This is a genomic window from Streptomyces netropsis (genome assembly GCF_014203545.1).
GTDB lineage: Bacteria > Actinomycetota > Actinomycetes > Streptomycetales > Streptomycetaceae > Streptomyces > Streptomyces netropsis.
The window spans coordinates 1-20,874 of record NZ_JACHJG010000011.1; the positions used below are offsets into that span (position 1 = coordinate 1).

General features: G+C 70.4%; 19 protein-coding genes, 1 rRNA gene and 1 riboswitch. Of the genes, 15 read left to right on the forward strand and 5 right to left on the reverse strand.

Features of this window, described 5'->3' with window-relative positions; translation table 11 throughout:
- The 11 genes from rrf to FHS38_RS24010 all read left to right on the forward strand — a co-directional run.
- A 5S ribosomal RNA gene (gene rrf / locus FHS38_RS36555) occupies positions 1–66 on the forward strand; the annotation flags it as partial.
- A 179-nt stretch (positions 67–245) separates the two neighbouring features.
- Positions 246–836, forward strand: coding sequence for a cardiolipin synthase ClsA (gene clsA, locus FHS38_RS23965; RefSeq protein WP_184736677.1), 591 nt, complete (start codon positions 246–248; stop codon positions 834–836).
- A gap of 116 nt (positions 837–952) precedes the next feature.
- Entirely contained in the window at positions 953–3,448 is a 2,496-nt protein-coding gene (locus FHS38_RS23970; protein ID WP_184736679.1) for a mannose-1-phosphate guanyltransferase, read from the forward strand.
- Between the two features lie 129 nt (positions 3,449–3,577).
- The gene (locus FHS38_RS23975) at positions 3,578–4,498 is read left to right on the forward strand and encodes a DUF881 domain-containing protein (protein ID WP_184736681.1); all 921 of its coding nucleotides are present in this window, start codon (positions 3,578–3,580) and stop codon (positions 4,496–4,498) included.
- Positions 4,495–4,827 carry a small basic family protein gene (locus FHS38_RS23980; RefSeq protein ID WP_184736683.1) on the forward strand — a complete coding sequence of 111 codons (333 nt, stop codon included), beginning with the start codon at positions 4,495–4,497 and terminating at the stop codon, positions 4,825–4,827. Before FHS38_RS23975 ends, FHS38_RS23980 begins: the two co-directional genes overlap by 4 nt.
- A 5-nt stretch (positions 4,828–4,832) precedes the next feature.
- Positions 4,833–5,864 carry a DUF881 domain-containing protein gene (locus FHS38_RS23985; protein WP_184736685.1) on the forward strand — a complete coding sequence of 344 codons (1,032 nt, stop codon included), beginning with the start codon at positions 4,833–4,835 and terminating at the stop codon, positions 5,862–5,864.
- A 148-nt stretch (positions 5,865–6,012) separates the two neighbouring features.
- The gene (locus tag FHS38_RS36400; protein ID WP_373301779.1) at positions 6,013–6,834 is read left to right on the forward strand and encodes a double zinc ribbon and FHA domain-containing protein; all 822 of its coding nucleotides are present in this window, start codon (positions 6,013–6,015) and stop codon (positions 6,832–6,834) included.
- A gap of 18 nt (positions 6,835–6,852) precedes the next feature.
- The gene (ftsR, locus tag FHS38_RS23995; RefSeq protein WP_184736686.1) at positions 6,853–7,623 is read left to right on the forward strand and encodes a transcriptional regulator FtsR; all 771 of its coding nucleotides are present in this window, start codon (positions 6,853–6,855) and stop codon (positions 7,621–7,623) included.
- A 53-nt stretch (positions 7,624–7,676) separates the two neighbouring features.
- Positions 7,677–8,150 carry a bifunctional nuclease family protein gene (locus FHS38_RS24000; RefSeq protein ID WP_184736688.1) on the forward strand — a complete coding sequence of 158 codons (474 nt, stop codon included), beginning with the start codon at positions 7,677–7,679 and terminating at the stop codon, positions 8,148–8,150.
- Between the two features lie 179 nt (positions 8,151–8,329).
- Positions 8,330–8,944 carry a MerR family transcriptional regulator gene (locus FHS38_RS24005; protein WP_184736690.1) on the forward strand — a complete coding sequence of 205 codons (615 nt, stop codon included), beginning with the start codon at positions 8,330–8,332 and terminating at the stop codon, positions 8,942–8,944.
- Positions 8,945–9,060: 116 nt separating this feature from the next.
- On the forward strand, positions 9,061–10,599 hold the full coding sequence (locus FHS38_RS24010) for a DNA polymerase IV (RefSeq protein ID WP_184736691.1): 1,539 nt from the start codon (positions 9,061–9,063) through the stop codon (positions 10,597–10,599).
- Here FHS38_RS24010 and FHS38_RS24015 read toward each other — a convergent pair.
- Complete coding sequence (locus FHS38_RS24015; protein ID WP_184736693.1) at positions 10,569–10,946, reverse strand: PRC-barrel domain-containing protein; 378 nt, start codon at positions 10,944–10,946, stop codon at positions 10,569–10,571. The genes FHS38_RS24010 and FHS38_RS24015 overlap by 31 nt on opposite strands.
- A gap of 170 nt (positions 10,947–11,116) precedes the next feature.
- Positions 11,117–11,224: riboswitch (glycine riboswitch) on the forward strand.
- Positions 11,225–11,411: 187 nt separating this feature from the next.
- On the opposite strand from FHS38_RS24015, the gene gcvP reads away from it, so the two are divergent.
- Positions 11,412–14,297: an aminomethyl-transferring glycine dehydrogenase gene (gcvP, locus tag FHS38_RS24020; RefSeq protein WP_184736696.1), complete on the forward strand. Its 2,886-nt coding sequence runs from the start codon at positions 11,412–11,414 to the stop codon at positions 14,295–14,297.
- 133 nt (positions 14,298–14,430) lie between these two features.
- Here the strand turns inward: gcvP and FHS38_RS24025 are convergent, their stop codons facing one another.
- Positions 14,431–14,637: a DUF5999 family protein gene (locus FHS38_RS24025; protein ID WP_207303840.1), complete on the reverse strand. Its 207-nt coding sequence runs from the start codon at positions 14,635–14,637 to the stop codon at positions 14,431–14,433.
- A 336-nt stretch (positions 14,638–14,973) separates the two neighbouring features.
- A complete protein-coding gene (locus tag FHS38_RS24030) occupies positions 14,974–15,561 on the reverse strand; it encodes a hypothetical protein (RefSeq protein ID WP_184736700.1) in 588 nt (195 codons plus the stop codon).
- Positions 15,562–16,046: 485 nt separating this feature from the next.
- Here FHS38_RS24030 and FHS38_RS24035 point away from each other — a divergent pair, with 485 nt between their 5' ends.
- Together FHS38_RS24035 and FHS38_RS24040 are read left to right on the forward strand one after the other, a co-directional pair.
- Entirely contained in the window at positions 16,047–17,549 is a 1,503-nt protein-coding gene (locus FHS38_RS24035) for a glutamate-cysteine ligase family protein (RefSeq protein WP_184736702.1), read from the forward strand.
- A 233-nt stretch (positions 17,550–17,782) separates the two neighbouring features.
- Positions 17,783–18,520 (forward strand): CPBP family intramembrane glutamic endopeptidase, encoded by a 738-nt coding sequence (locus tag FHS38_RS24040; protein WP_221495337.1) that lies wholly within the window; start codon positions 17,783–17,785, stop codon positions 18,518–18,520.
- Between the two features lie 40 nt (positions 18,521–18,560).
- Here the strand turns inward: FHS38_RS24040 and FHS38_RS24045 are convergent, their stop codons facing one another.
- Positions 18,561–19,376, reverse strand: a complete 816-nt coding sequence (locus FHS38_RS24045; RefSeq protein WP_184736706.1) for a PhzF family protein — start codon at positions 19,374–19,376, stop codon at positions 18,561–18,563.
- A 139-nt stretch (positions 19,377–19,515) separates the two neighbouring features.
- Complete coding sequence (locus FHS38_RS24050; protein ID WP_184736708.1) at positions 19,516–19,893, reverse strand: VOC family protein; 378 nt, start codon at positions 19,891–19,893, stop codon at positions 19,516–19,518.
- 252 nt (positions 19,894–20,145) lie between these two features.
- Here FHS38_RS24050 and FHS38_RS24055 point away from each other — a divergent pair, with 252 nt between their 5' ends.
- Positions 20,146–20,745 carry a PadR family transcriptional regulator gene (locus FHS38_RS24055; protein WP_184736710.1) on the forward strand — a complete coding sequence of 200 codons (600 nt, stop codon included), beginning with the start codon at positions 20,146–20,148 and terminating at the stop codon, positions 20,743–20,745.
- The last annotated feature ends 129 nt before the right edge of the window (positions 20,746–20,874 follow it).

Here is a 20,874-nt window from a genome sequence, read left to right on the forward strand (position 1 = left end):
GCTAAGCCTTTCAGCGCCGATGGTACTGCATGGGGGACCGTGTGGGAGAGTAGGACGCCGCCGAACAATTTTTAAGAGTAGCCCCTGTGGGAACCATCTGGTTCCTGCGGGGGCTACTCTGCGTTTCCGGGCCTTTTTCGCATTGCATAAAAAGCCCTCCCTTGCCCCCCTCTGCACGGAGCGCCGAAGTCTGCGGGTAGGGTCAGGGGGCATCGTTGGTACATATCCCCACAGGAGGCCCCCGGGTGGAGGTCCAGGAGACGCGCGTCCAGACCGACCGCGTCCTCACCATCCCGAACATCCTCAGCATGGCGCGCCTCGTCGGCGTACCCCTCTTCCTGTGGTTGATCCTCCGGGGAAGCGACGGCTGGGCACTGCTCGTGCTGGGACTGAGCGGCATCAGCGACTACCTCGACGGAAAGCTCGCCCGGCGCTGGAACCAGATCAGCAGCCTCGGCCGGCTTCTCGACCCGGCCGCCGACCGGCTCTACATCCTTTCCACACTGGCCGGCCTCACCTGGAGGGAGATCCTTCCGGTCTGGCTGACCGCGGCCCTGCTGGCGCGGGAAGCGATGCTGCTGGTCATGGTGTGGATTCTGCGACGCCACGGCTATCCGCCGCCGCAGGTCAACTTCCTCGGCAAGGCAGCCACCTTCAACCTGATGTACGCCTTCCCCTTGCTCCTTCTCAGTGATGGAGACGGCTGGCCGGCTTCACTCGCTGCTGTTTTCGGATGGGCGTTCGCCGGGTGGGGTACAACCCTGTATTGGTGGGCAGGGATCCTCTACGTGGTCCAGGTCCGCCGACTCGTCAAGGCGGACGCCACCACCGACTGACCTCGCCGTTGTTCATGAGCCGCACCAAGGAGCGGAAGCCGTACGCGAGACGCGTCGGCGATCCGAGCGGGTGAAGTCGGAACAGACCGTCGTCTCGCAAGGAGGACGTTTCCGACATGAAGGCCGTCGTGATGGCCGGCGGTGAAGGCACCCGCCTTCGCCCCATGACCTCGAGCATGCCCAAGCCGCTCCTGCCGGTGGTGAACCGGCCGATCATGGAGCATGTGCTGCGTCTGCTCAAGCGGCACGGGCTCACCGAGACCGTGGTGACCGTGCAGTTCCTCGCCTCACTCGTCAAGAACTACTTCGGTGACGGCGAGGAACTGGGCATGGAGCTCACCTACGCCAATGAGGAAAAGCCACTCGGCACGGCGGGCAGTGTCAAGAACGCCGAAGAAGCCCTCAAGGACGATGCCTTTCTGGTCATCTCCGGCGACGCCCTCACTGATTTCGACCTGAGCGACCTGATCCGTTTCCACAAGGAGAAGGGCGCACTTGTCACTGTCTGTCTGACGCGGGTACCCAATCCGCTGGAGTTCGGCATCACCATTGTCGACGAGGCGGGCAAGGTCGAGCGTTTCCTGGAGAAGCCCACCTGGGGCCAGGTCTTCTCCGACACCGTCAATACGGGCATCTACGTCATGGAGCCCGAGGTTTTCGACTACGTCCGGCCCGATGTGCCCGTCGACTGGTCGGGCGATGTCTTCCCGCAGCTGATGAAGGAAGGCAAGCCGATCTACGGCTATATCGCCGAGGGCTATTGGGAGGACGTCGGTACCCATGAAAGCTATGGCAAGGCCCAGGCCGACGTGCTCGAAGGCAAGGTCGATGTGGACATCGACGGCTTCGAGATCTCGCCCGGGGTCTGGGTGGCCGAGGGCGCCGAGGTCCACTCGGACGCGGTCCTGCGCGGTCCGCTCTACATCGGTGACTACGCGAAGGTCGAAGCGGGCGCGGAGATCCGTGAGCACACGGTGGTGGGCTCCAACGTCGTCGTGAAGAGCGGTGCCTTCCTCCACAAGGCCGTGGTGCACGACAACGTCTACATCGGCCCGCAGAGCAATCTGCGCGGCTGCGTCATCGGCAAGAACACCGACATCATGCGCGCCGCCCGGATCGAGGACGGCGCCGTCATCGGGGACGAGTGCCTCGTCGGTGAGGAATCGATTATTCAGGGCAACGTCCGGGTCTATCCCTTCAAGACCATCGAGGCGGGCGCGTTCGTCAACACCTCGGTCATCTGGGAGTCCCGCGGCCAGGCCCATCTCTTCGGGACCCGTGGTGTCTCCGGCATCCTCAACGTGGAGATCACCCCCGAACTCGCGGTGCGGCTCGCCGGTGCGTACGCGACGACGCTCAAGAAGGGCTCCACGGTCACCACGGCTCGCGACCACTCCCGTGGCGCGCGGGCGCTCAAGCGCGCGGTGATCTCCGCGCTGCAGGCCAGTGCCATAGACGTACGGGACCTGGAAAACGTACCGCTGCCGGTCGCCCGGCAGCAGACCGCGCGGGGCAGCGCCGGCGGAATCATGATCCGTACGTCACCGGGCGTGCCGGACTCGGTGGACATCATGTTCTTCGACGAGCGTGGCGCCGACCTCTCCCAGGCCGGGCAGCGCAAGCTCGACCGGGTCTACGCCCGGCAGGAGTACCGACGGGCCTTCCCGGGCGAGATCGGTGACCTGTCCTTCCCGTCCAGCGTCTACGACTCGTACACGGGCTCGCTCCTGCGGTCGGTGGACACGACCGGGGTCGCCGAGTCGGGGCTCAAGGTCGTCATCGACGCCTCGAACGGCAGCGCGGGGCTTGTTCTGCCCAGCCTGCTCGGCAAGCTCGGCGTGGACGCCCTCATCATCAACCCCGGCCTCGACGAGGCGCATCCGACCGAGACCGCCGACACCCGGCGGTCCGGCCTCGTGCGGCTCGGGGAGATCGTCGCTTCGGCGCGGGCCGCGTTCGGAGTGCGGTTCGACCCGGTGGGCGAGCGGATCTCGCTCGTCGACGAGCGCGGCCGCATCGTCGAGGACGACCGCGCCCTGCTGGTCCTGCTGGACCTGGTCGCCGCCGAGCGGCGCAGCGGGCGGGTGGCGCTCCCGGTGACCACGACCCGGATCGCCGAGCAGGTGGCCGCGTACCACGGTACCCAGGTCGAGTGGACGACCACGTCGCCCGACGATCTGACCCGGGTCGGTCGCGCGGAGTCGACGATCTTCGGCGGGGACGGACGCGGGGGGTTCATCGTCCCGGAGTCCAGCAGCGTCTTCGACGGTACGGCGGCGTTCGTACGCCTCATCGGTCTGGTGGCGCGTACGCAGCTCACCCTCAGCCAGATAGACGCACGCATTCCGCGGGCGCATGTGCTGCGACGTGACCTGGCCACCCCGTGGGCGGTCAAGGGACTCGTCATGCGGCATGTGGTCGAGGCGGCCGGGGACCGCTCGGTCGACACGACCGACGGTGTGCGGGTGGTCGAGGCCGACGGGCGCTGGGTGATGGTCCTGCCCGACCCGGCCGAGGCGGTGACGCACCTGTGGGCGGAGGGCCCGGACGACGCCTCCGCGCAGGCCCTGCTGGACGAGTGGTCGGCGATCGTGGACGGCGCCGGGCGCTGACCGGCGCGAAGCGAGGTACCGGACAGCGGTACCCGAGAGAGTCAACGGGACGTCGTCTCCCCGGTCCGGATCCGGCACGCCGGTGGGGCCATTGGGAGACGACGGCTCCGACGTGCGACGATGTGCGGCATGTCGCAGCAGCCCCCCGTTCGGAGCACCGCATCGCCGGCTCCGCGCCCCGATGCCTCCATGTCGCTGCTGACCAATGTCATGGACCACAGCCTCGACGACGGTTACGCGGAGGCGGCCGCCCGGCGCGCGGAGGGCGGCAAGGGGCTGCCGAACACGCTGCGCGCCAAGTTGGGGCTCGCCGCCGCCCTGTTGCTGGCCGCGGCGGTGGTGACGCTCGGTGCCGCGCAGGCGCGGATAGCGGCACCCACCCTGGCCAAGGAGCGCCAGCAGCTCATCGACCGGATCGAGACCGAGACCACGGCCGCGGACAACCTGCAGAAGAATGTCGACACTCTGCGCGACGCGGTCGGCACGAAGCAGCGTGACGTCCTGGAGAAACACGGCGGGGACAGCGCCGAGTTGGTGTCGCTGCTCGCGGGGGCCACTCCGGTGCGCGGCCCCGGGGTCAAGGTGGTCGTCGACGACGCCAAGCAGACCAAGCAGAGCGGCGCCGGGGGACCGCGCGAAAGCACCGGATTCTCCGACACGGGCCGGGTGCGCGACCGTGATATGCAACGCATCGTCAACGGTCTGTGGCAGTCCGGCGCCGAGGCGATCGCCGTCAACGGACAGCGGCTGACGGCGCTGTCGGCGATCAGGGCCGCCGGTGACGCCATACTGGTCGACAACAAACCGCTGGTACCGCCCTACACGGTGCTGGCGATCGGCGACGGGCAGCGGCTGAGCACCGCTTTCCAGGACAGTGCCGACGGACAGTATCTGCATGTTCTCCAGCAGAATTACGGCGTCCGGGCCAGCATTTCCGCCGAGGGTGAGGTCCGGTTGCCGGCCGCGCCGAGCCTGCTCGTACGTACCGCACAGCCGCAGGGCGGTGGCGCGGAGAAACGCGGCACCGACACAGGGAAGGGCACATCGTGATCGCCGTATTGGGCCTCATCGTGGGAGTCGTGGTCGGACTGTTCGTCCGTCCCGTGGTGCCGACGGTGGTCGAGCCCTACCTTCCCATCGCTGTCGTGGCGGCACTCGACGCGGTGTTCGGCGGCCTTCGGGCGATGCTGGACGGAATCTTCGACGACAAGGTCTTCGTCGTCTCCTTCCTGTCCAACGTGGTCGTGGCCGCGCTGATCGTCTTCCTCGGTGACAAGCTCGGTGTCGGCGCGCAGCTCTCCACCGGTGTCGTGGTCGTCCTGGGTATCCGTATCTTCTCCAACGCGGCCGCCATCCGGCGGCACGTGTTCCGGGCGTGAGGCCGATGAGCAGCGACGACACGCCGGAGAAGTCCGGAAAGCCGGAGCCGATCGAGGAGCCGGAGCAGCAGCGGGCGCCCGAAGGGCCCAGCGGACAAGCTGACAAGGGCGACGAGGCCGAGAAGGCACCGCAGCCCGACGAAGCCGCAGCGTCCGAAAAACCGGACAAGCCGGACGAGGTGAGCCGGCCCGAGCGACCGGAACAGCCGGATCGGTCGGAACAGCCGGAACAGCCGGAGCGGCCGGAACCCGCGCCGCCCGAGGACGACACGCCCGAACCCGTGACGTCGGCGGAAGAGCCTGCCGGGGCCGGGCCGTTGACCGGTCGTCAACGGCTCGCCAAGGGGCTGTGGCCCCCGAGGCTGACGCGGGCGCAGCTCATCGTGGCGCTGCTGCTGTGCGTGCTCGGACTGGGCCTGGCCATCCAGGTCCGGTCGACCAACGACAGCAGTGCCCTGCGCGGAGCCCGCCAGGAGGACCTGGTGCGGATCCTGGACGAGTTGGACAACCGCACGAAGCGGCTGGAGGACGAGAAACGGCGGCTGGAGAACCAGCAGTCGGAGCTGGAGAGCAGCTCCAACCAGGCCGCCGAGGCGCGTAAGCAGACCGAGCAGAAAGAGGGACAGCTCGGTGTGCTCGCCGGCACGGTGGCGGCCCGAGGGCCCGGCATCCAGCTGACGGTCAGCGACACCAAGGGCAAGGTCGAGGCGGACATGCTGCTCGACGCGATCCAGGAGCTGCGCGCCGCGGGTGCGGAGGCGATCCAGATCAACAACGTCCGGGTGGTCGCCGACACCTATTTCTCGGGTGCCGCGGGCCGGGTGGAGATCGACGGCAAGAAGGTCTCGCAGCCCTACCGGTTCAAGGTCATCGGCAAGCCGCAGGACCTGGAGCCGGCTCTGAACATCCCCGGGGGTGTGGTGCAGACTCTGGAGAAGGAGCAGGCGGGCGTGGCGGTGGCCCGGTCTGAGAAGATCATTGTGGATGCCTTGCGCCCGGCGAAGCGGCCTGACTACGCTCGGTCGTCATCGCAGTGAGGCGGGCATGGATGAGGGCTCCACGGGGAGCGTGGGAGGTTGCGGGGGGTCGGCGCACCAAGTTGGGGGCGCGTGGTGGAAACTGTGAGCTGACCACGGACGTTGTAGAGGTGTCCGGGTCGGACGGTGTGTGCATCGAGGGTTTGTCCTGCCCCACGGGCGGGTCTGTTTCGGTCAAGGGGAATCGCCCGTGAAGTTGTTTGGGAAGTTGTTCGGCAAGAGCGCACGCCAGGACGGCGGCTCCGCCCGTCACAGGGCGTCGCGTCCGTCGGAAGGCGGCGAGGGGGCCCAGGAAGGTCGCCCTCTGTTCCGGGATCAGGTGGGTGCCCCCGGAGGTGGTGTCCCTGGCGGTCAGGGCGCGCCCTCTGTTGACCCTGCCGCAGCCGGACGCATAGGTTTCGGAGCACCAGAGGCCTCAAGTGCGGGTGGAGGGTTTGCCTTGCCGGTCTGTACGAGGTGTGGTCACCGGGCCGGCGAGGCCAGCCGGTTCTGTTCCAACTGCGGTGCGCCGCTGCGGCCCGGCGCCGCTGCCGAGCGCGCCTCCGAGACGACCTCGACCATCTCCATCTCCGGTCTCGAGGCGTACGACTCGGAGACCACCGGGCAGACGCCGATTCCGTCGCTCTCCCCGGAGGCCCAGGCGGCCGTCGACGCGCTGCCGCTGGGCTCGGCGCTGCTGGTGGTCAGGCGAGGTCCGAATTCGGGCAGCCGCTTCCTGCTGGACGGCGACGTGACCACCGCGGGCCGTCACCCGCAGAGCGACATCTTCCTCGACGACGTCACGGTCTCGCGACGGCACGTGGAGTTCCGCAGAGGACAGGACGGCGGTTTCACCGTCACGGACGTCGGCAGCCTCAACGGCACGTACGTCAACCGGGAGCGCATCGACACGGTTCCGCTGTCGAACGGCGACGAGGTGCAGATCGGTAAGTACCGTCTGGTCTTCTACGGCAGCCAGCGCGGCATCTGACCCCGCGAGGGAAGGGCCATGCTTCGAACATCGTCGGGCGGTACCGGATCCTCCGGTACCGCCGGCGCGGACGGCCGACTGGTGAGCATCGGCACGGTGCTCAACCTGCTGCGGGACGAGTTTCCCGAGGTCACCATCTCCAAGATCCGATTCCTGGAGGCGGAGGGCCTGGTCGAGCCGCAGCGCACCCCGTCCGGCTACCGCAAGTTCAGTGCGGAGGACGTGGAGCGACTGGGGTTCGTGCTGCGCATGCAGCGTGACCACTACCTTCCGCTCAAGGTCATCCGGGAGCAGCTGGACGCCCTGGCCCGGGGCGAGCGGGTCCAGCTGCCCGCGCCGGGGCAGCAGCGGGACGCTCTCGACGCCCCGGTGGACCCCATCGGTCCGGAGGCCGTGGAGGCCGGCTCGAAGCCGCCTGTGGCCACGCGCATCGGCCGTGCCGAGCTGCTGGCGGTCACCGGCGTCACCGAGCCCGAGCTCGGTGAATGGGAGTCGTACGGCCTGATCGGCGCCCACCCGGACGGTGGATTCGACGTCGATTCGGTCGCCGTGGCCAAGCTCGTCGCGGATCTGGGCCGTTTCGGCCTGGAACCCCGGCACCTTCGCGCCATGAAAGCCGCCGCCGACCGCGAGGCCGGACTGGTCGAACAGGTGGTCGCACCCCTGCGGCGACACCGCAATCCGCAGACCAGGGCGCACGCCGAGGCCACCGCGCGGGAGCTGGCCGCGCTGTCCGTACGGCTCCACGCGGCCCTTGTGCGCAGCGCCCTGCACCCGCGTCCGCACTGACCGGAGGGCGGCCCGACTACCCAAACCTGCCGGGCACGTCCTAGGGTTGCTGTGTGAACGAGCTCGATGTCGTGGGTGTCCGGGTGGAAATGCCCTCCAACCAGCCGATCGTGCTCCTGCGTGAAGTGGGAGGCGACCGCTACCTCCCCATTTGGATCGGACCGGGGGAGGCGACGGCCATTGCCTTCGCCCAGCAGGGCATGGCCCCCGCCCGCCCGCTGACGCACGACCTCTTCAAGGACGTGCTGGACGCAGTGGGGCAGCAGCTCACGGAGGTCCGCATCACGGACCTGCGTGAAGGGGTCTTCTACGCGGAGCTGGTCTTCGCCAGCGGCGTGGAGGTCAGTGCCCGGCCGTCCGACGCCATAGCGCTGGCGCTGCGCACGGGCACGCCGATCTACGGCAGTGACGGGGTGCTGGACGACGCGGGAATCGCCATCCCGGACGAGCAGGAGGACGAGGTGGAGAAGTTCCGCGAGTTCCTCGACCAGATCTCGCCGGAGGACTTCGGCACCAACAGCCAGTGAGGCGTGCCCGCGGTTCCCGTAGGGGCGGCCGCGGCGCATTCGAGTAGCCCTTCCCGGCGCTGGGACACGTAAAACCACTCTCTGGGTGATTATCACTCGGCGTGCCGAGTGTGGCGATCGTTGACGCACCCCGAGTGACTGCCTACCGTCGAGAAGGCAGGTCAAGGACGGAGGTCGGCGTGAGAAGCACGGGCGACGGTACGGCGGTCGGCGGTCCGTATCCGCTGCATGGGGGAACGGTCGAACCCGGACCCCGTCATGGTGCGTCGGCGGCGGTCAGCGCGCCGCAGGAGCCGGGGGACGACCACGTCGGGTACCGGGGTCCCACGGCGTGCGCGGCGGCGGGCATCACCTATCGACAGCTGGACTACTGGGCGCGGACGGGGCTCGTGGAGCCGAGCGTGCGGCCCGCCTACGGCTCGGGCAGCCAGCGGCTCTACAGCTTCCGGGACGTGGTCGTCCTCAAGATCGTGAAGAGGCTCCTGGACACCGGGGTCTCCCTGCAGAACATCCGCACCGCGGTGCAGCACCTGCGTGCGCGCGGCGTGGCCGATCTGGCGCAGATGACGCTGATGAGCGACGGTGCCACGGTCTACGAGTGCACCTCCCCCGACGAGGTCGTCGACCTCCTCCAGGGCGGGCAGGGCGTCTTCGGGATCGCCGTGGGGGTGGTGTGGCGCGACGTCGAGAGCGCGCTGGCCAAGCTGCACGGGGAGCGCGTCGACACGGGCGAGACGCTCATCGGCCACAACCCGGCGGACGAGCTGGCGAGGCGGCGCAACCGGGTCGGCTGAGCGGCACCGCCGCCGCGCCCTCGGCCGGGTCGGGCCGGGCCGGGTGCCAGGCCCGGTGCGGGACGCTCCGCCGCAGGTCAGCGCGATTGTCAGTGGTGTAGGGCAGCATCGGAGATGTGAGAGCCGCACCGACCATCCTGCATCTGGACATGGACGCGTTCTTCGCTGCGGCGGAGCAGGCGGCCAAGCCCAGCCTGCGCGGCAAGCCCGTGGTGGTCGGCGGGATCGGCCCCCGGGGCGTGGTGGCCACGGCGTCGTACGAGGCACGGGCCTTCGGCGTCCATTCGGCGATGGCGACTGCCCAGGCACGGCGGCTGTGCCCCAACGCCGCCTATCTGGCCCCTCGGTTCACGCTCTACCGAGAGGTGAGCGAGGTGGTCATGAGGCTGCTCGGAGAGCTGTCGCCGCTGGTGGAGCCACTGAGCCTGGACGAGGCGTTCGTGGATCTCGAGGCCGGCGGCGTCGAGCCCTCCTCGGCGGCCGTGCGGGCGGTGGGGGAGCAGCTGCGGCGGGAGATCCGACAGGCCACGGGGCTCAGCGGGTCGGTGGGGCTCGCCGGTTCCAAGATGCTGGCCAAGATCGCCTCCGAGCAGGCCAAACCCGACGGCCTCGCCGTCATCGAGCCGGGCTCCGAGCTGGAGCTGCTGGCCCCGATGTCGGTGCGGGCCATCCCCGGCGTCGGACCGGCCACGGCCGAGACGTTGCGGCGGGCCGGGCTCACGACGGTGGGCGAGACGGCGGAGGCGGGCGAGGCGGAGCTGGTGCGGCTGCTGGGCAAGGCGCACGGCGCGGGGCTGTACGCCCTGGCGACCGCCCGCGACAACCGCCCCGTCGTCGCCGAGCGGGACGCCAAATCGGTGTCCGTGGAGGACACCTTCGAAGAGGACCTCACCGACCGGACCCGCGTGGAGCTGGAGCTCGCGCGGCTCGCCGACCGGTGCGTGCAGCGGCTGCGGGCTGCGGGACGGTCCGGACGCACCGTCGTGATCAAGGTGCGGAGCTATGACTTCTCGACGCTGACGCGCTCGGAGACGCTGCGCGGGCCGACGGACGACCTCGGGGTGGTGCGGGAGGCCGCGGGGCGGCTGCTGGACGGCGTGGACACCACGGCGGGGGTGAGGCTGCTGGGGGTCGGCGTTACCGGCCTCGCCGACTACACCCAGGAGGACCTCTTCGCCCAGGCGGCAGCTACGGCCGAGGCCGCCGCCGACGCGGAGAAGCCACCGACCGCCGAGGCGGAGGAGGAGCCGACGGCGGACGGGGCGGCCGGGACGGCGGGGCGAGGGCCGCGGCGCTGGCTGCCCGGGCTGGACATCCGGCACGCCGAGTACGGGACCGGCTGGATCCAGGGCAGCGGGGTCGGCCGGGTCACCGTGCGCTTCGAGCAGCCCTGGTCCGGGCCCGGCCGGGTACGGACCTTCGCCGTGGACGACCCCGCGCTCGAGCCGGGGGAGCCGCTGCCGCTGATCAGAGCCGCCTGGGAGCAGCCGCCGGAGCCGCCGGAGCCGGCGACCTCGTCCAGACCGGCGGCCCCGTCCAGACCGGCAAACCCGTCCGAGCCGACTGAGCCGTCCGAGCCGTCCGAGCCCGAGCCGGCCGTCGGGCCGGGGGCGCGGCCCGACGGTCAGCCGCTGGCCGGTGGCGTGTCCGGCTGAGCGCCGGGCCGAGGGGCGGGCTCGGGGTCCGGCGGGGGGAGGTCGAGTCCGTAGTGGTGGTAGAGCTGCAGTTCCTGTTCGGGGGAGAGGTGGCGGCCGACCCCGAAGTCCGGGGCGTCCTTGATGAGCGCCCGGTCGTAGGGGATGTGCAGGGTGTCGTCCTCGACCCGGCTCGGCTCCAGCGGCACGAACGCGTCCCGGCTGAACAGCCCGGTGCGCACCGCCGCCCACTCCGGTTCCCCCGTCGCGTCGTCGAGGTACACCTCGTCCACGGTGCCGATCTTCGCGCCATTGCGGTCGAACGCCTTGCGGCCGATGAGACTCCGCGGATCGATATCGGTCTGCACGGTTCCTCCCGTGGTCGCGCCTGCCCTCCGGAACTCCAGCGACCTCCGAGGCCCCTGAGAAAGCACAGAGAAGCACAGAGAAGCCCTGAGAACCACGAAAAGGCACAAAGCGGGAACCGGCCACTCGAGGGATCCGCCTGGACCCGCGCTGGTAGGCTGACAGTGGCTGCAGACCCCACGCGGGAGAGTCCTCCGAGATCCTTTGACAGGTTCGACGGGGGCGCCGAAGGAGCAAATCCTCCCCGGAATCTCTCAGGCACACGTACCGCGAGGACGAGGTCACTCTGGAAAGCAGGGCGGGCCGGGTCGGGTACAGCGACGAAGCCCCTCCTCACCGACGGTGAAAGTCGGCCCGCCTCGTGCGGCCGGTGAAGCTCTCAGGTTGAGATGACAGAGGGGGAGGCCGTCCGGGTACCCGCGCCGTGGTACCCCTCGCAGGTCGCAACGACCAGGAGGCCTCCGCAGATGACAGCCCACCGCATCTCCCTTTCCGACCTGGAGCGTGGCACGCCGTTCGAGCACCGCCACGTGGGGCCCGACAGCGCGGCCCAGGCGAAGATGCTCGCCCAGGTAGGGTTCGGCTCGCTCGACGAGCTCACCGCCGCCGCCGTACCGGCCGTGATCAAGAGCACCGAGGCGCTCCGGCTGCCCGACGCCCGCAGCGAGGCCGAGGTCCTCGCCGAGCTGCGCACGCTCGCGGACCGCAACGAGGTCCTCGCCCCGATGATCGGGCTCGGATACCACGGCACCTTCACCCCGCCGGTGATCCTGCGCAACGTCATGGAGAACCCCGCCTGGTACACGGCCTACACGCCCTACCAGCCGGAGATCTCCCAGGGCCGGCTGGAGGCGCTCCTCAACTTCCAGACCGTCGTCGCCGACCTGACCGGGCTGCCCACCTCCGGCGCCTCCCTGCTCGACGAGGGCACCGCCGCGGCCGAGGCCATGTCGCTGTCCCGGCGCGTGGGCAAGGTCAAGGACGGCGTCTTCCTCATCGACGCCGACGCGCTGCCGCAGACCGTCGCGGTGATACGGACCCGTGCCGAGCCGACCGGCGTCGAGGTCGTCGTCGCCGACCTCTCCCAGGGCATCCCCGACGACATCGCCGAGCGCGGCGTCTTCGGTGTGCTCCTGCAGTACCCCGGCGCCTCCGGTGCCGTGCGGGACCCGCGCCCCGTCATCGAGCGGGCCCACGAGCTGGGCGCGATCGTCACCGTCGCCGCCGACCTGCTCGCGCTGACCCTGCTCACCTCGCCCGGCGAGCTGGGCGCGGACATCGCGGTCGGCACCACCCAGCGCTTCGGCGTGCCCATGGGCTTCGGCGGTCCGCACGCCGGGTTCATGGCCGTGCGCGAGAAGTTCGCCCGCAGCCTCCCCGGCCGCCTCGTCGGCGTCTCCGTGGACGCGGACGGCAACAAGGCCTACCGCCTGGCCCTGCAGACCCGCGAGCAGCACATCCGCCGCGAGAAGGCCACCAGCAACATCTGTACCGCCCAGGTCCTGCTCGCCGTCATGGCCGGGATGTACGCGGTCTACCACGGCCCGGACGGTCTCGCGGGCATCGCGCGGCGTACGCACCGCTACGCCACGCTGCTCGCCGAGGGCCTGCGCGCCGGCGGGGTCGAGGTCGTGCACGGCGCGTACTTCGACACCCTCACCGCGCGGGTGCCCGGCCGGGCGGCCGAGGTCGTCGCCGCCGCCCGTGAGCGGGGCGTCAACCTGCGCCTGGTCGACGCCGACCAGGTCGGCATCGCCTGCGACGAGACCACCACGCGTACCGAGGTGGCGTCGGTGTGGTCCGCCTTCGGGGTGGACGCCGACATCGAGGCGCTCGACGCCCACGTCGCGGAGGCGCTCCCCGAGGGCCTGCTGCGCACCGACGACTACCTCACCCACCCGGTCTTCCACCAGCACCGTTCCGAGACCGCGATGCTGCGCTACCTGCGCCGGCTCGCCGACCGGGACTACGCCCTGGACCGCGGCATGATCCCGCTCGGCTCGTGCACCATGAAGCTCAACGCGACCACCGAGATGGAGCCGGTCACCTGGCCCGAGTTCGGTGCGCTGCACCCCTTCGCGCCGGTCGAGCAGGCGGGTGGCTATCTCACGCTCATCACCGAGCTCGAGGAGCGGCTCGCGGAGGTCACCGGCTACGACAAGGTGTCCATCCAGCCCAACGCGGGCTCGCAAGGTGAGCTGGCGGGTCTGCTGGCGGTGCGGGCGTACCACCGTGCCAACGGCGACGAGGGACGCACCGTCTGTCTGATCCCGTCCTCCGCCCACGGCACCAACGCCGCGAGCGCCGTGATGGCCGGCATGAAGGTCGTCGTGGTCAAGACCGCCGACGACGGCGAGGTCGACGTCGAGGACCTGCGCGCCAAGATCGCGCAGTACCGCGACGAGCTGTCCGTGCTGATGATCACCTACCCGTCCACGCACGGTGTCTTCGAGGAGCACGTCGCCGACATCTGCGCGGAGGTCCACGAAGCGGGCGGGCAGGTGTACGTCGACGGCGCGAACCTCAACGCCCTGGTCGGGGTGGCCAAGCCGGGCAAGTTCGGCGGCGACGTCTCGCACCTGAACCTGCACAAGACGTTCTGCATCCCGCACGGCGGCGGCGGTCCGGGCGTCGGTCCGGTCGCTGTCCGCGCCCACCTCGCCCCCTACCTGCCCAACCACCCGCTGCAGCCCACCGCGGGCCCGGCGACCGGCGTCGGCCCGATCTCGGCGGCCCCCTGGGGCTCCGCCGGCATCCTGCCGATCTCCTGGGCGTACGTCCGGCTGATGGGCGGCGAGGGCCTCAAGCGCGCCACGCAGGTCGCGGTGCTCGGTGCCAACTACATCGCCAAGCGCCTGGAGCCGCACTTCCCCGTGCTCTACACCGGCCCGAACGGCCTGGTCGCGCACGAGTGCATCGTCGATCTGCGGCCGCTGACCAAGGCGACCGGCGTCAGCGTGGACGATGTCGCCAAGCGCCTGATCGACTACGGCTTCCACGCGCCGACGATGTCCTTCCCGGTGGCCGGGACCCTGATGATCGAGCCCACGGAGAGCGAGGACCTCGCCGAGCTGGATCGTTTCTGCGAGGCGATGATCGCGATCCGTGCCGAGATCGAGAAGGTCGGCTCGGGGGAGTGGGACAAGGACGACAACGCGCTGCGGAACGCCCCGCACACCGCCGCCTGTGTGGCCGGCGCCTGGGAGCACCCGTACAGCCGCGAGGTGGCCGTCTTCCCGGCCGGGGTGTCCGCCGCCGACAAGTACTGGCCGCCGGTGCGCCGCGTCGACGGTGCGTACGGCGACCGTAACCTCGTCTGCTCGTGCCCCCCGATGGACGAGTACGACGGCTGACGGTCCGGGCCGCCCGGACGGGCGGCCCTTCCCGGGGAGATCTCCCCGGGGCTGACATAGGTCGGGGCCGGTTCGGCGATGTCGCCGGGCCGGCCCCTTCTGTATGCGGTTTTCGCGCTGTGCGGTGCCGGCACTACGCGGCGGTCACCACGTGCTCGGTGCCCAGCGGCCGGTGCGGAGCGATGATCTGCCCGTCCGGCAGCAGCTCACCGGTGTCCTCGAAGAACAGGACGCCGTTGCACAGCAGGCTCCACCCCTGTTCCGGGTAGTGCGCCACGAGATGGGCGGCTTCCCGGTCGGTGGAGTCGGCTGACGGGCATGCGGGCTGGTGCTGGCACATGGAAGGGTTCTTTCGCTGCGGTGTGGTCTGTGTCCTGCGGCTCGATGCGGTGGTCATGCCGCCCCCCGTTGTGAATCGTTCGGTCGCTCCCAGTGTTGCCCTACGGGCGTGATTCCGCAGGGATTTCCCGGCAGCTCTCCTCACAGGGAGGAGACGCATCACCCGTGCGGGCGGTTGCTGTCAACAAGACGGCCCCTTTGGGGGGTTCGGGATAGTCAATGTGGGCTACGCCTGGAGGGTGAGGGCAGCACGGCGCCCCGCGACCGGTGGGTCGCGGGGCGCTCGGTGCTTCGTAGCGGGACGGGTGGTTCGAAGATCTGCCCGGCCGACCCTGCCTCAGGCCGAGGTCTTCAAGCGTGGGGCGGGGGCGAGTCGGTGGGTGAGGACGGCCAGCAGTTCGGCGACCCGGTGCGGACGGTGGGCCGCGATTCCGGGCGGCGCGGGGGCGAGCGGCACCAGCAGATCGCCCGGCCCGGGGACGCCTGACGAGGCGTCGGCGGTGATGTCGGCATGCAGCCAGAGGGTGAGCATGTAGAGCTCGGGGACGGACAGCAGCCGCGGTTGGTACGGCGTCGTCATCGACTCGGCCTGTCGCAGGGCCAGCTCGGTGGAGGCGACGTACGGCCCTTCGAAGAAGTACGAGAACACCCAGCCGTCGGCGGTCAGCGTCGTCTCGCCCGCGGCCACCGCCCGCTCGGCTCCCTTGATCAGGAAGCGCCAGCCGGTGAGCCGGGTGCGCGGCGCGCCGCTCCGGGCGGTCACGTGCTCCAGGACGTGGACGGGCAGGGGGAGTTCGGCGGTGAGGGGGCCTTGGGCGGACTTGAGGGAAGGGGTGCGTGCCTCACGGACCGCGGTGGGGGAACCGAGGGCCGTGAGGACCGTGCGGAGGGCAGGCGCGGGGGCAGGGGGGACATGCAGGGGCATGGCGGGTCGCCTCTCACTTCGGAGACACGGTGATGCTGGGCAGGTGCGGACGACGCTGTCGGTGTGCAGGGTCAGAGGGGGGCCGGGACCGACTGCCAGGGCGCCTACTCTCTGCCTTGTCCATGGAGTTTATACGACACATGTTCACAGGGTGTTTCCGCTAGCTGTCGCGAGTATTTCCGGCAAGGGGAAATCCGGGCTCAGTTCCGGGGGGATTTCGGTGAATTTGTTCCCGGCCCGCTCTCGTGACCTCGGAATCTGCCCCGGATACGGTCGGCCGAATCTCGTCGGTGTTTATCACCAGCGCAATGCGATATGCCCGGGGTGTCGCTTCATGCCGACGGAATGTGCCGGAGTGCGCTTCGGGCCGAGCCTACCGGGTATGTGGCACCGGCATGGCGTTATCGATCACATTGCCTGGGCATCATCGATGCTGACACGAGCGCCTGGCGCCGCGGGCGACCCGCGTGAGGAGGGACCCTTCGATGGGTGAGAAGGTCGTGGCCGAGGGGTTCGACCTCGCTGACCGGCAGCGGTACCGGGACAAGCTCCGGCAGTGTCTGTGCGGGCTCGGGAGGTTGCTGGAGGAGAAGCGGTTCGACCGCCCCAGGAATCTCATGGGTGTGGAGATCGAGCTGAATCTCGCGGGGCCCGACGGGATGCCGAGCATGATGAACGCGAAGGTGCTGGAGCGTATTGCGAGCCGTGATTTCCAGACCGAACTGGGGCGGTTCAACCTGGAAGTGAATATCGTGCCGCACCGGCTGTCCGGAAGCGTTCTGGACCAGCTCGCCGAGGAGTTGCGCACGGGGCTTTCCTACGCCGACCGCAAGGCCGGGGAAGTCGATTCCCGGATCGTGATGATCGGTATTCTGCCGACCCTCACCCCGGAGGACCTGGTCTCCGCCAACCTCTCCGAGGCCGATCGTTACACCCTGCTCAACGACACGATCGTGGCCGCGCGCGGCGAGGATTTCACCATCGACATCGATGGCGTCGAGCGGCTGGCCTGCACCGCGAAGTCGATCACGCCCGAGGCGGCGTGCACGTCCGTGCAGTTGCACCTCCAGGTGACCCCGAGCCGGTTCGCCGCCGTGTGGAACGCGGCGCAGGCCGTCGCCGCCGCGCAGATCGCCGTCGGCGCCAACTCCCCCTTCCTCTTCGGCAGGGAGCTGTGGCGCGAGTCCCGCCCGCCGCTGTTCGTGCAGTCCACCGACACCCGGCCGCCCGAACTCCAGGCGCAGGGCGTACGGCCGCGCACCTGGTTCGGGGAGCGCTGGATCGAGTCGGTCTACGAGCTCTTCGAGGAGAACCTCCGCTTCTTCCCGCCGCTGCTGCCCATCTCCGCCGACGAGGACCCGATCCGGGTACTGGACGAGGGAGGAGTGCCCGGGCTGTACGAACTCGTCCTGCACAACGGCACCGTCTACCGCTGGAACCGGCCCGTCTACGGCATCGCCGACGGTGTCCCGCACTTACGGGTGGAGAACCGCGTCCTGCCCGCCGGCCCCACCGTCCCCGACACCATCGCCAACGCCGCCTTCTACTACGGGCTGGTCAGGGCGCTCGCGGAGGAGGGCCGGCCGGTGTGGACGCGGCTGCCGTTCGCCGTCGCCGGGGACAATTTCGACGCGGCCTGCCGGGACGGCATCGACGCCACCCTGCGCTGGCCCAAGGCCGGGCGCAACGGCACCCTGACCCGGGTGCCGGCCGTACGGCTCGTACAGGAGGAGCTGCTTCCGCTGGCCGCCGCCGGGCTCGACGCGTGGGGTGTCGAGCCCGCCGACCGCGACCGCTACCTCGGCATCGTCGAGGAGCGCTGCCGCCGCCGGGTGAACGGGGCGTCCTGGCAGGCCGACACCTATCACCGGGCCCGGGACGCGGGCATGGACCGGGACCGGGCGCTGGCCGCCACCACCCGGCGCTACCGCGAGCTGATGCTGACGGGGGAGCCGGTGCACACCTGGCCCGTCGGCCCCGGGGCCTGACGCGGGCCCCCGGCCGTCGGCCGTTTGGCGGGCGCGAGGTCGTCGGGCAAGCTGGTGACGACCATGGGCGACGCTCCTCTCCGCGGGTGTGAGGGCGGGAGGAAGTGGAGGCAGGTGTGCGACGAGGTGCGCGCGACGAGGTGGACGTTCCGCCCGGCGGCCTTCCCGGTGTTCTCCCCGGCTCCACGCCCGGGGCGGCCGAGGCGCGCGGCGCGGGGCTCACGCGGCGGACGCTGCGGGTCGAGCTGCTGCTCGTCCTGGCGCTGTCGCTCGGGGCCAGTGGCGTCTCGTCGCTGATCAGCTTTGTCGGCGCGGCCACCCGCCCCGGCGGGCTGAGCGACCAGGCCGCCACGCTCAACGGCAGCCACGCCCCCGGCCGGCCGTGGCTGGACCTCGCCTGGCAGCTCTTCGGCATCACGACCTCGCTGGTACCCGTCCTCCTCGTCGCGCACCTGCTGCTGCGCGAGGGCGCGGGACTGCGTGCCATCGGCTTCGACCGGCTGCGGCCGGGTTTCGACCTGAAGTGGGGGACGGCCCTCGCCGCGGCCATCGGCGGCACCGGGCTGCTCTTCTACCTCGGCGCCCGCGCGGCGGGGTTCAACCTGACCGTGGTGCCCGAGGCGCTCCCCGACGTCTGGTGGAAGCTTCCCGTGCTGATCGCCTCCGCCGCGCAGAACGCGGTGCTGGAGGAGGTCGTCGTGGTCGGCTACCTGCTGCGCAGACTCGGGCAGCTGGGCTGGACGCCGATGGCGGCCCTGGTGGCCAGCTCCGCGCTGCGCGGCTCGTACCACCTCTACCAGGGCATCGGCGGTCTCATCGGCAACATGGCCATGGGCGTCGTCTTCGTCCTGCTCTACCGGCGTTGGGGGCGCGTCGGGCCGCTGGTCGCCGCGCACGCGCTGATCGACGTCGTGGCCTTCGTCGGCTACGCGCTGCTCGCCGGCAAGGTGGGCTGGCTGCCCACGGCCTGACCGGGCCGGTCCCCGGGAGCCGTGGGCGGACGCGGCCCCCTTACGCGAGCAGTTCGCCGTCGATGACGGTGACGGCGGTGCCGGTCAGCAGGGTGCGGTCGCCGCGCACGGAGGTCCGTACGAGCCCGGAGCGGGTGGACGCCTGGAGGCCCGTCAGGTCGCCCTGGCCCAGACGGGCGGACCAGAAGGGGGCCAGCGCGGTGTGCGCGCTGCCGGTCACCGGGTCCTCGTCGATGCCGACGTTGGGGAAGAAGCAGCGCGAGACGTAGTCGTAGCCGCGCGCGGGGTCCTCGGCCGCGGCGGTGGCGATGATGCCCCGGCGGGAGTGCCGGGCGAGCGCCCGGACGTCGGGGGACAGGCCCCGGACGGTCTTCTCGTCGGCCAGCTCCACCAGGAGGTCGCCGATGTGCGGTCCGGTGTCGAGCACGGAGACCGGTTCGGCGCCGAGCGCGGCGGCGACACCGTCGGGGACGGTGGCCGGGGTGAGCGGCGACGTCGGGAAGTCCAGGGTGATCGAGCCGTCGTCGTGCGCGGTCGCGGTGAGGACGCCGCAGCGGGCCGAGAAGCGCACGGTGCCGGTGGCGGTGCCCGTGCTGTGCAGGACGTGCGCGGTGGCGAGCGTGGCGTGCCCGCACATGTCGACCTCGGTGGTGGGGGTGAACCAGCGCAGCGCCCAGTCGGCGGCGGCGTCCCCGGGCAGCCGGTGCGCGAACGCGGTCTCGGAGAGGTTGACCTCGGCGGCGATCCGCTGGAGTCGGGCGTCGTCGGGGAAGGTGTCGGAGTCGAGGAGCAGGACCCCGGCCGGGTTGCCGGCGAAGGGGCGGTCGGTGAAGGCGTCGACGATTCGTATCCGCATGGCCCGGACGGTAAAGGGCCGTTGACCTGCTGCGACACGGCCAATCCGGAAAATGTGGCCCTGTTCGGGGGGTGGGTGACAAGCACGTCGCCTGTACGCACTCCGGCAGAGCGTCGGCCCTCGTTGCCGACGAGGGCCGTCAGAGTGCGGCGAGGCGGGCCTTGAGCAGGCAGAACTCGTTGCCTTCGGGGTCGGCGAGGATGTGCCAGGGCTCCTCCCCGGTCTGGCCGACGTCGACGATCTCGGCCCCGGCGGCCAGGAGGCGCTCGAGCTCGGCGTCCTGATCGCGGTCGGTGGGATTGACGTCGATGTGCAGCCGGAGTTTCCCGTTCTTCGGCTCGTCGCTGCGGCTGAGGATGATCGTCGGCTGCGGGCCGCCGAACCCTTCGCGCGGCCCGATCTCGATGTCGCCCTCGTAGCGATCGAGCACGACGAAGTCCAGGACCTCGCACCAGAACCGCGCCAGCGCCTCGGGGTCGTGGCAATCGAGCACGAGCTCACTGATACGGCATGCCATCGACGAAATCTCCTTCAGCGTGGGTCCTGCCGGGGTGGCCGCGCGCGGATCTCCTGGGTTGCCCGCAGTGCGAACACCCTCGCGACCGTACCGGGCGGGGCGGGCGTGGGCGAGGGATTTCAGGCTCTCGCCCGGCCCGGCCGCCAGGCGAGGGTCGTAGGTCGCGCAGGAGGGCGGCCGGCATTGTCATGCGACCGGTTCCGATATATCGTTGATGCATCACGACGGATCAACGATGGGAGAAACGTCATCATGCGTTTTCATGGGCACGAGCACGGTGGACCCAGCCCTCGCGGTCGGGGTGAATCCGGTGGCGGCCGCGCCGCCTTCGGGCCGTTCGGACCTCCTTTCGGCGGGCCGCCCTTCGGCCGGGGTCCGTTCGGCGGTCACCGGCGCGGGGGCCCGGGCGGCCGGGCCCGGCGGGGCGATGTGCGGACCTCGATCCTGGCGCTGCTCAAGGACCGGCCGATGCACGGCTACGAGATGATCCAGGAGATCGTCGAGCGCAGTGGCGGGACCTGGAAGCCGAGCCCGGGATCGGTCTACCCGACGCTCCAGCTGCTGGAGGACGAGGGGCTGATCAGCAGCGCGAGCGAGGGCGGCAAGAAGCTGTTCACGCTCACCGAGCCTGGCCGGGCCGAGGCCGAAGCGGGGGCACAGGCCCCGTGGGAAGAGGCCGGGCGCGGTGCCGACTGGGAATCCGCGAACGAGATCCGCCAGGCGGGCTTCGGGCTGATGGAGGCCTTCGGCCAGGTCTGGAAGACCGGCAGCGAGGAGCAGCGGCAGAAGGCTCTCGCGGTCATCAACGAATCGCGCAAGAAGCTCTATCTGATCCTTGCCGAAGAGGACTGAGCCAAGAGGCCGCATGACGAGGGCGTTCCCGCGGTTTCCCGTGGGAACGCCCTTCCGGCGCCGGGGACGAGCGGGGTGTCGTGCCTTGACGGTGTGTCATGGCGCGGAAAGACTCCGGCATCCGACAGA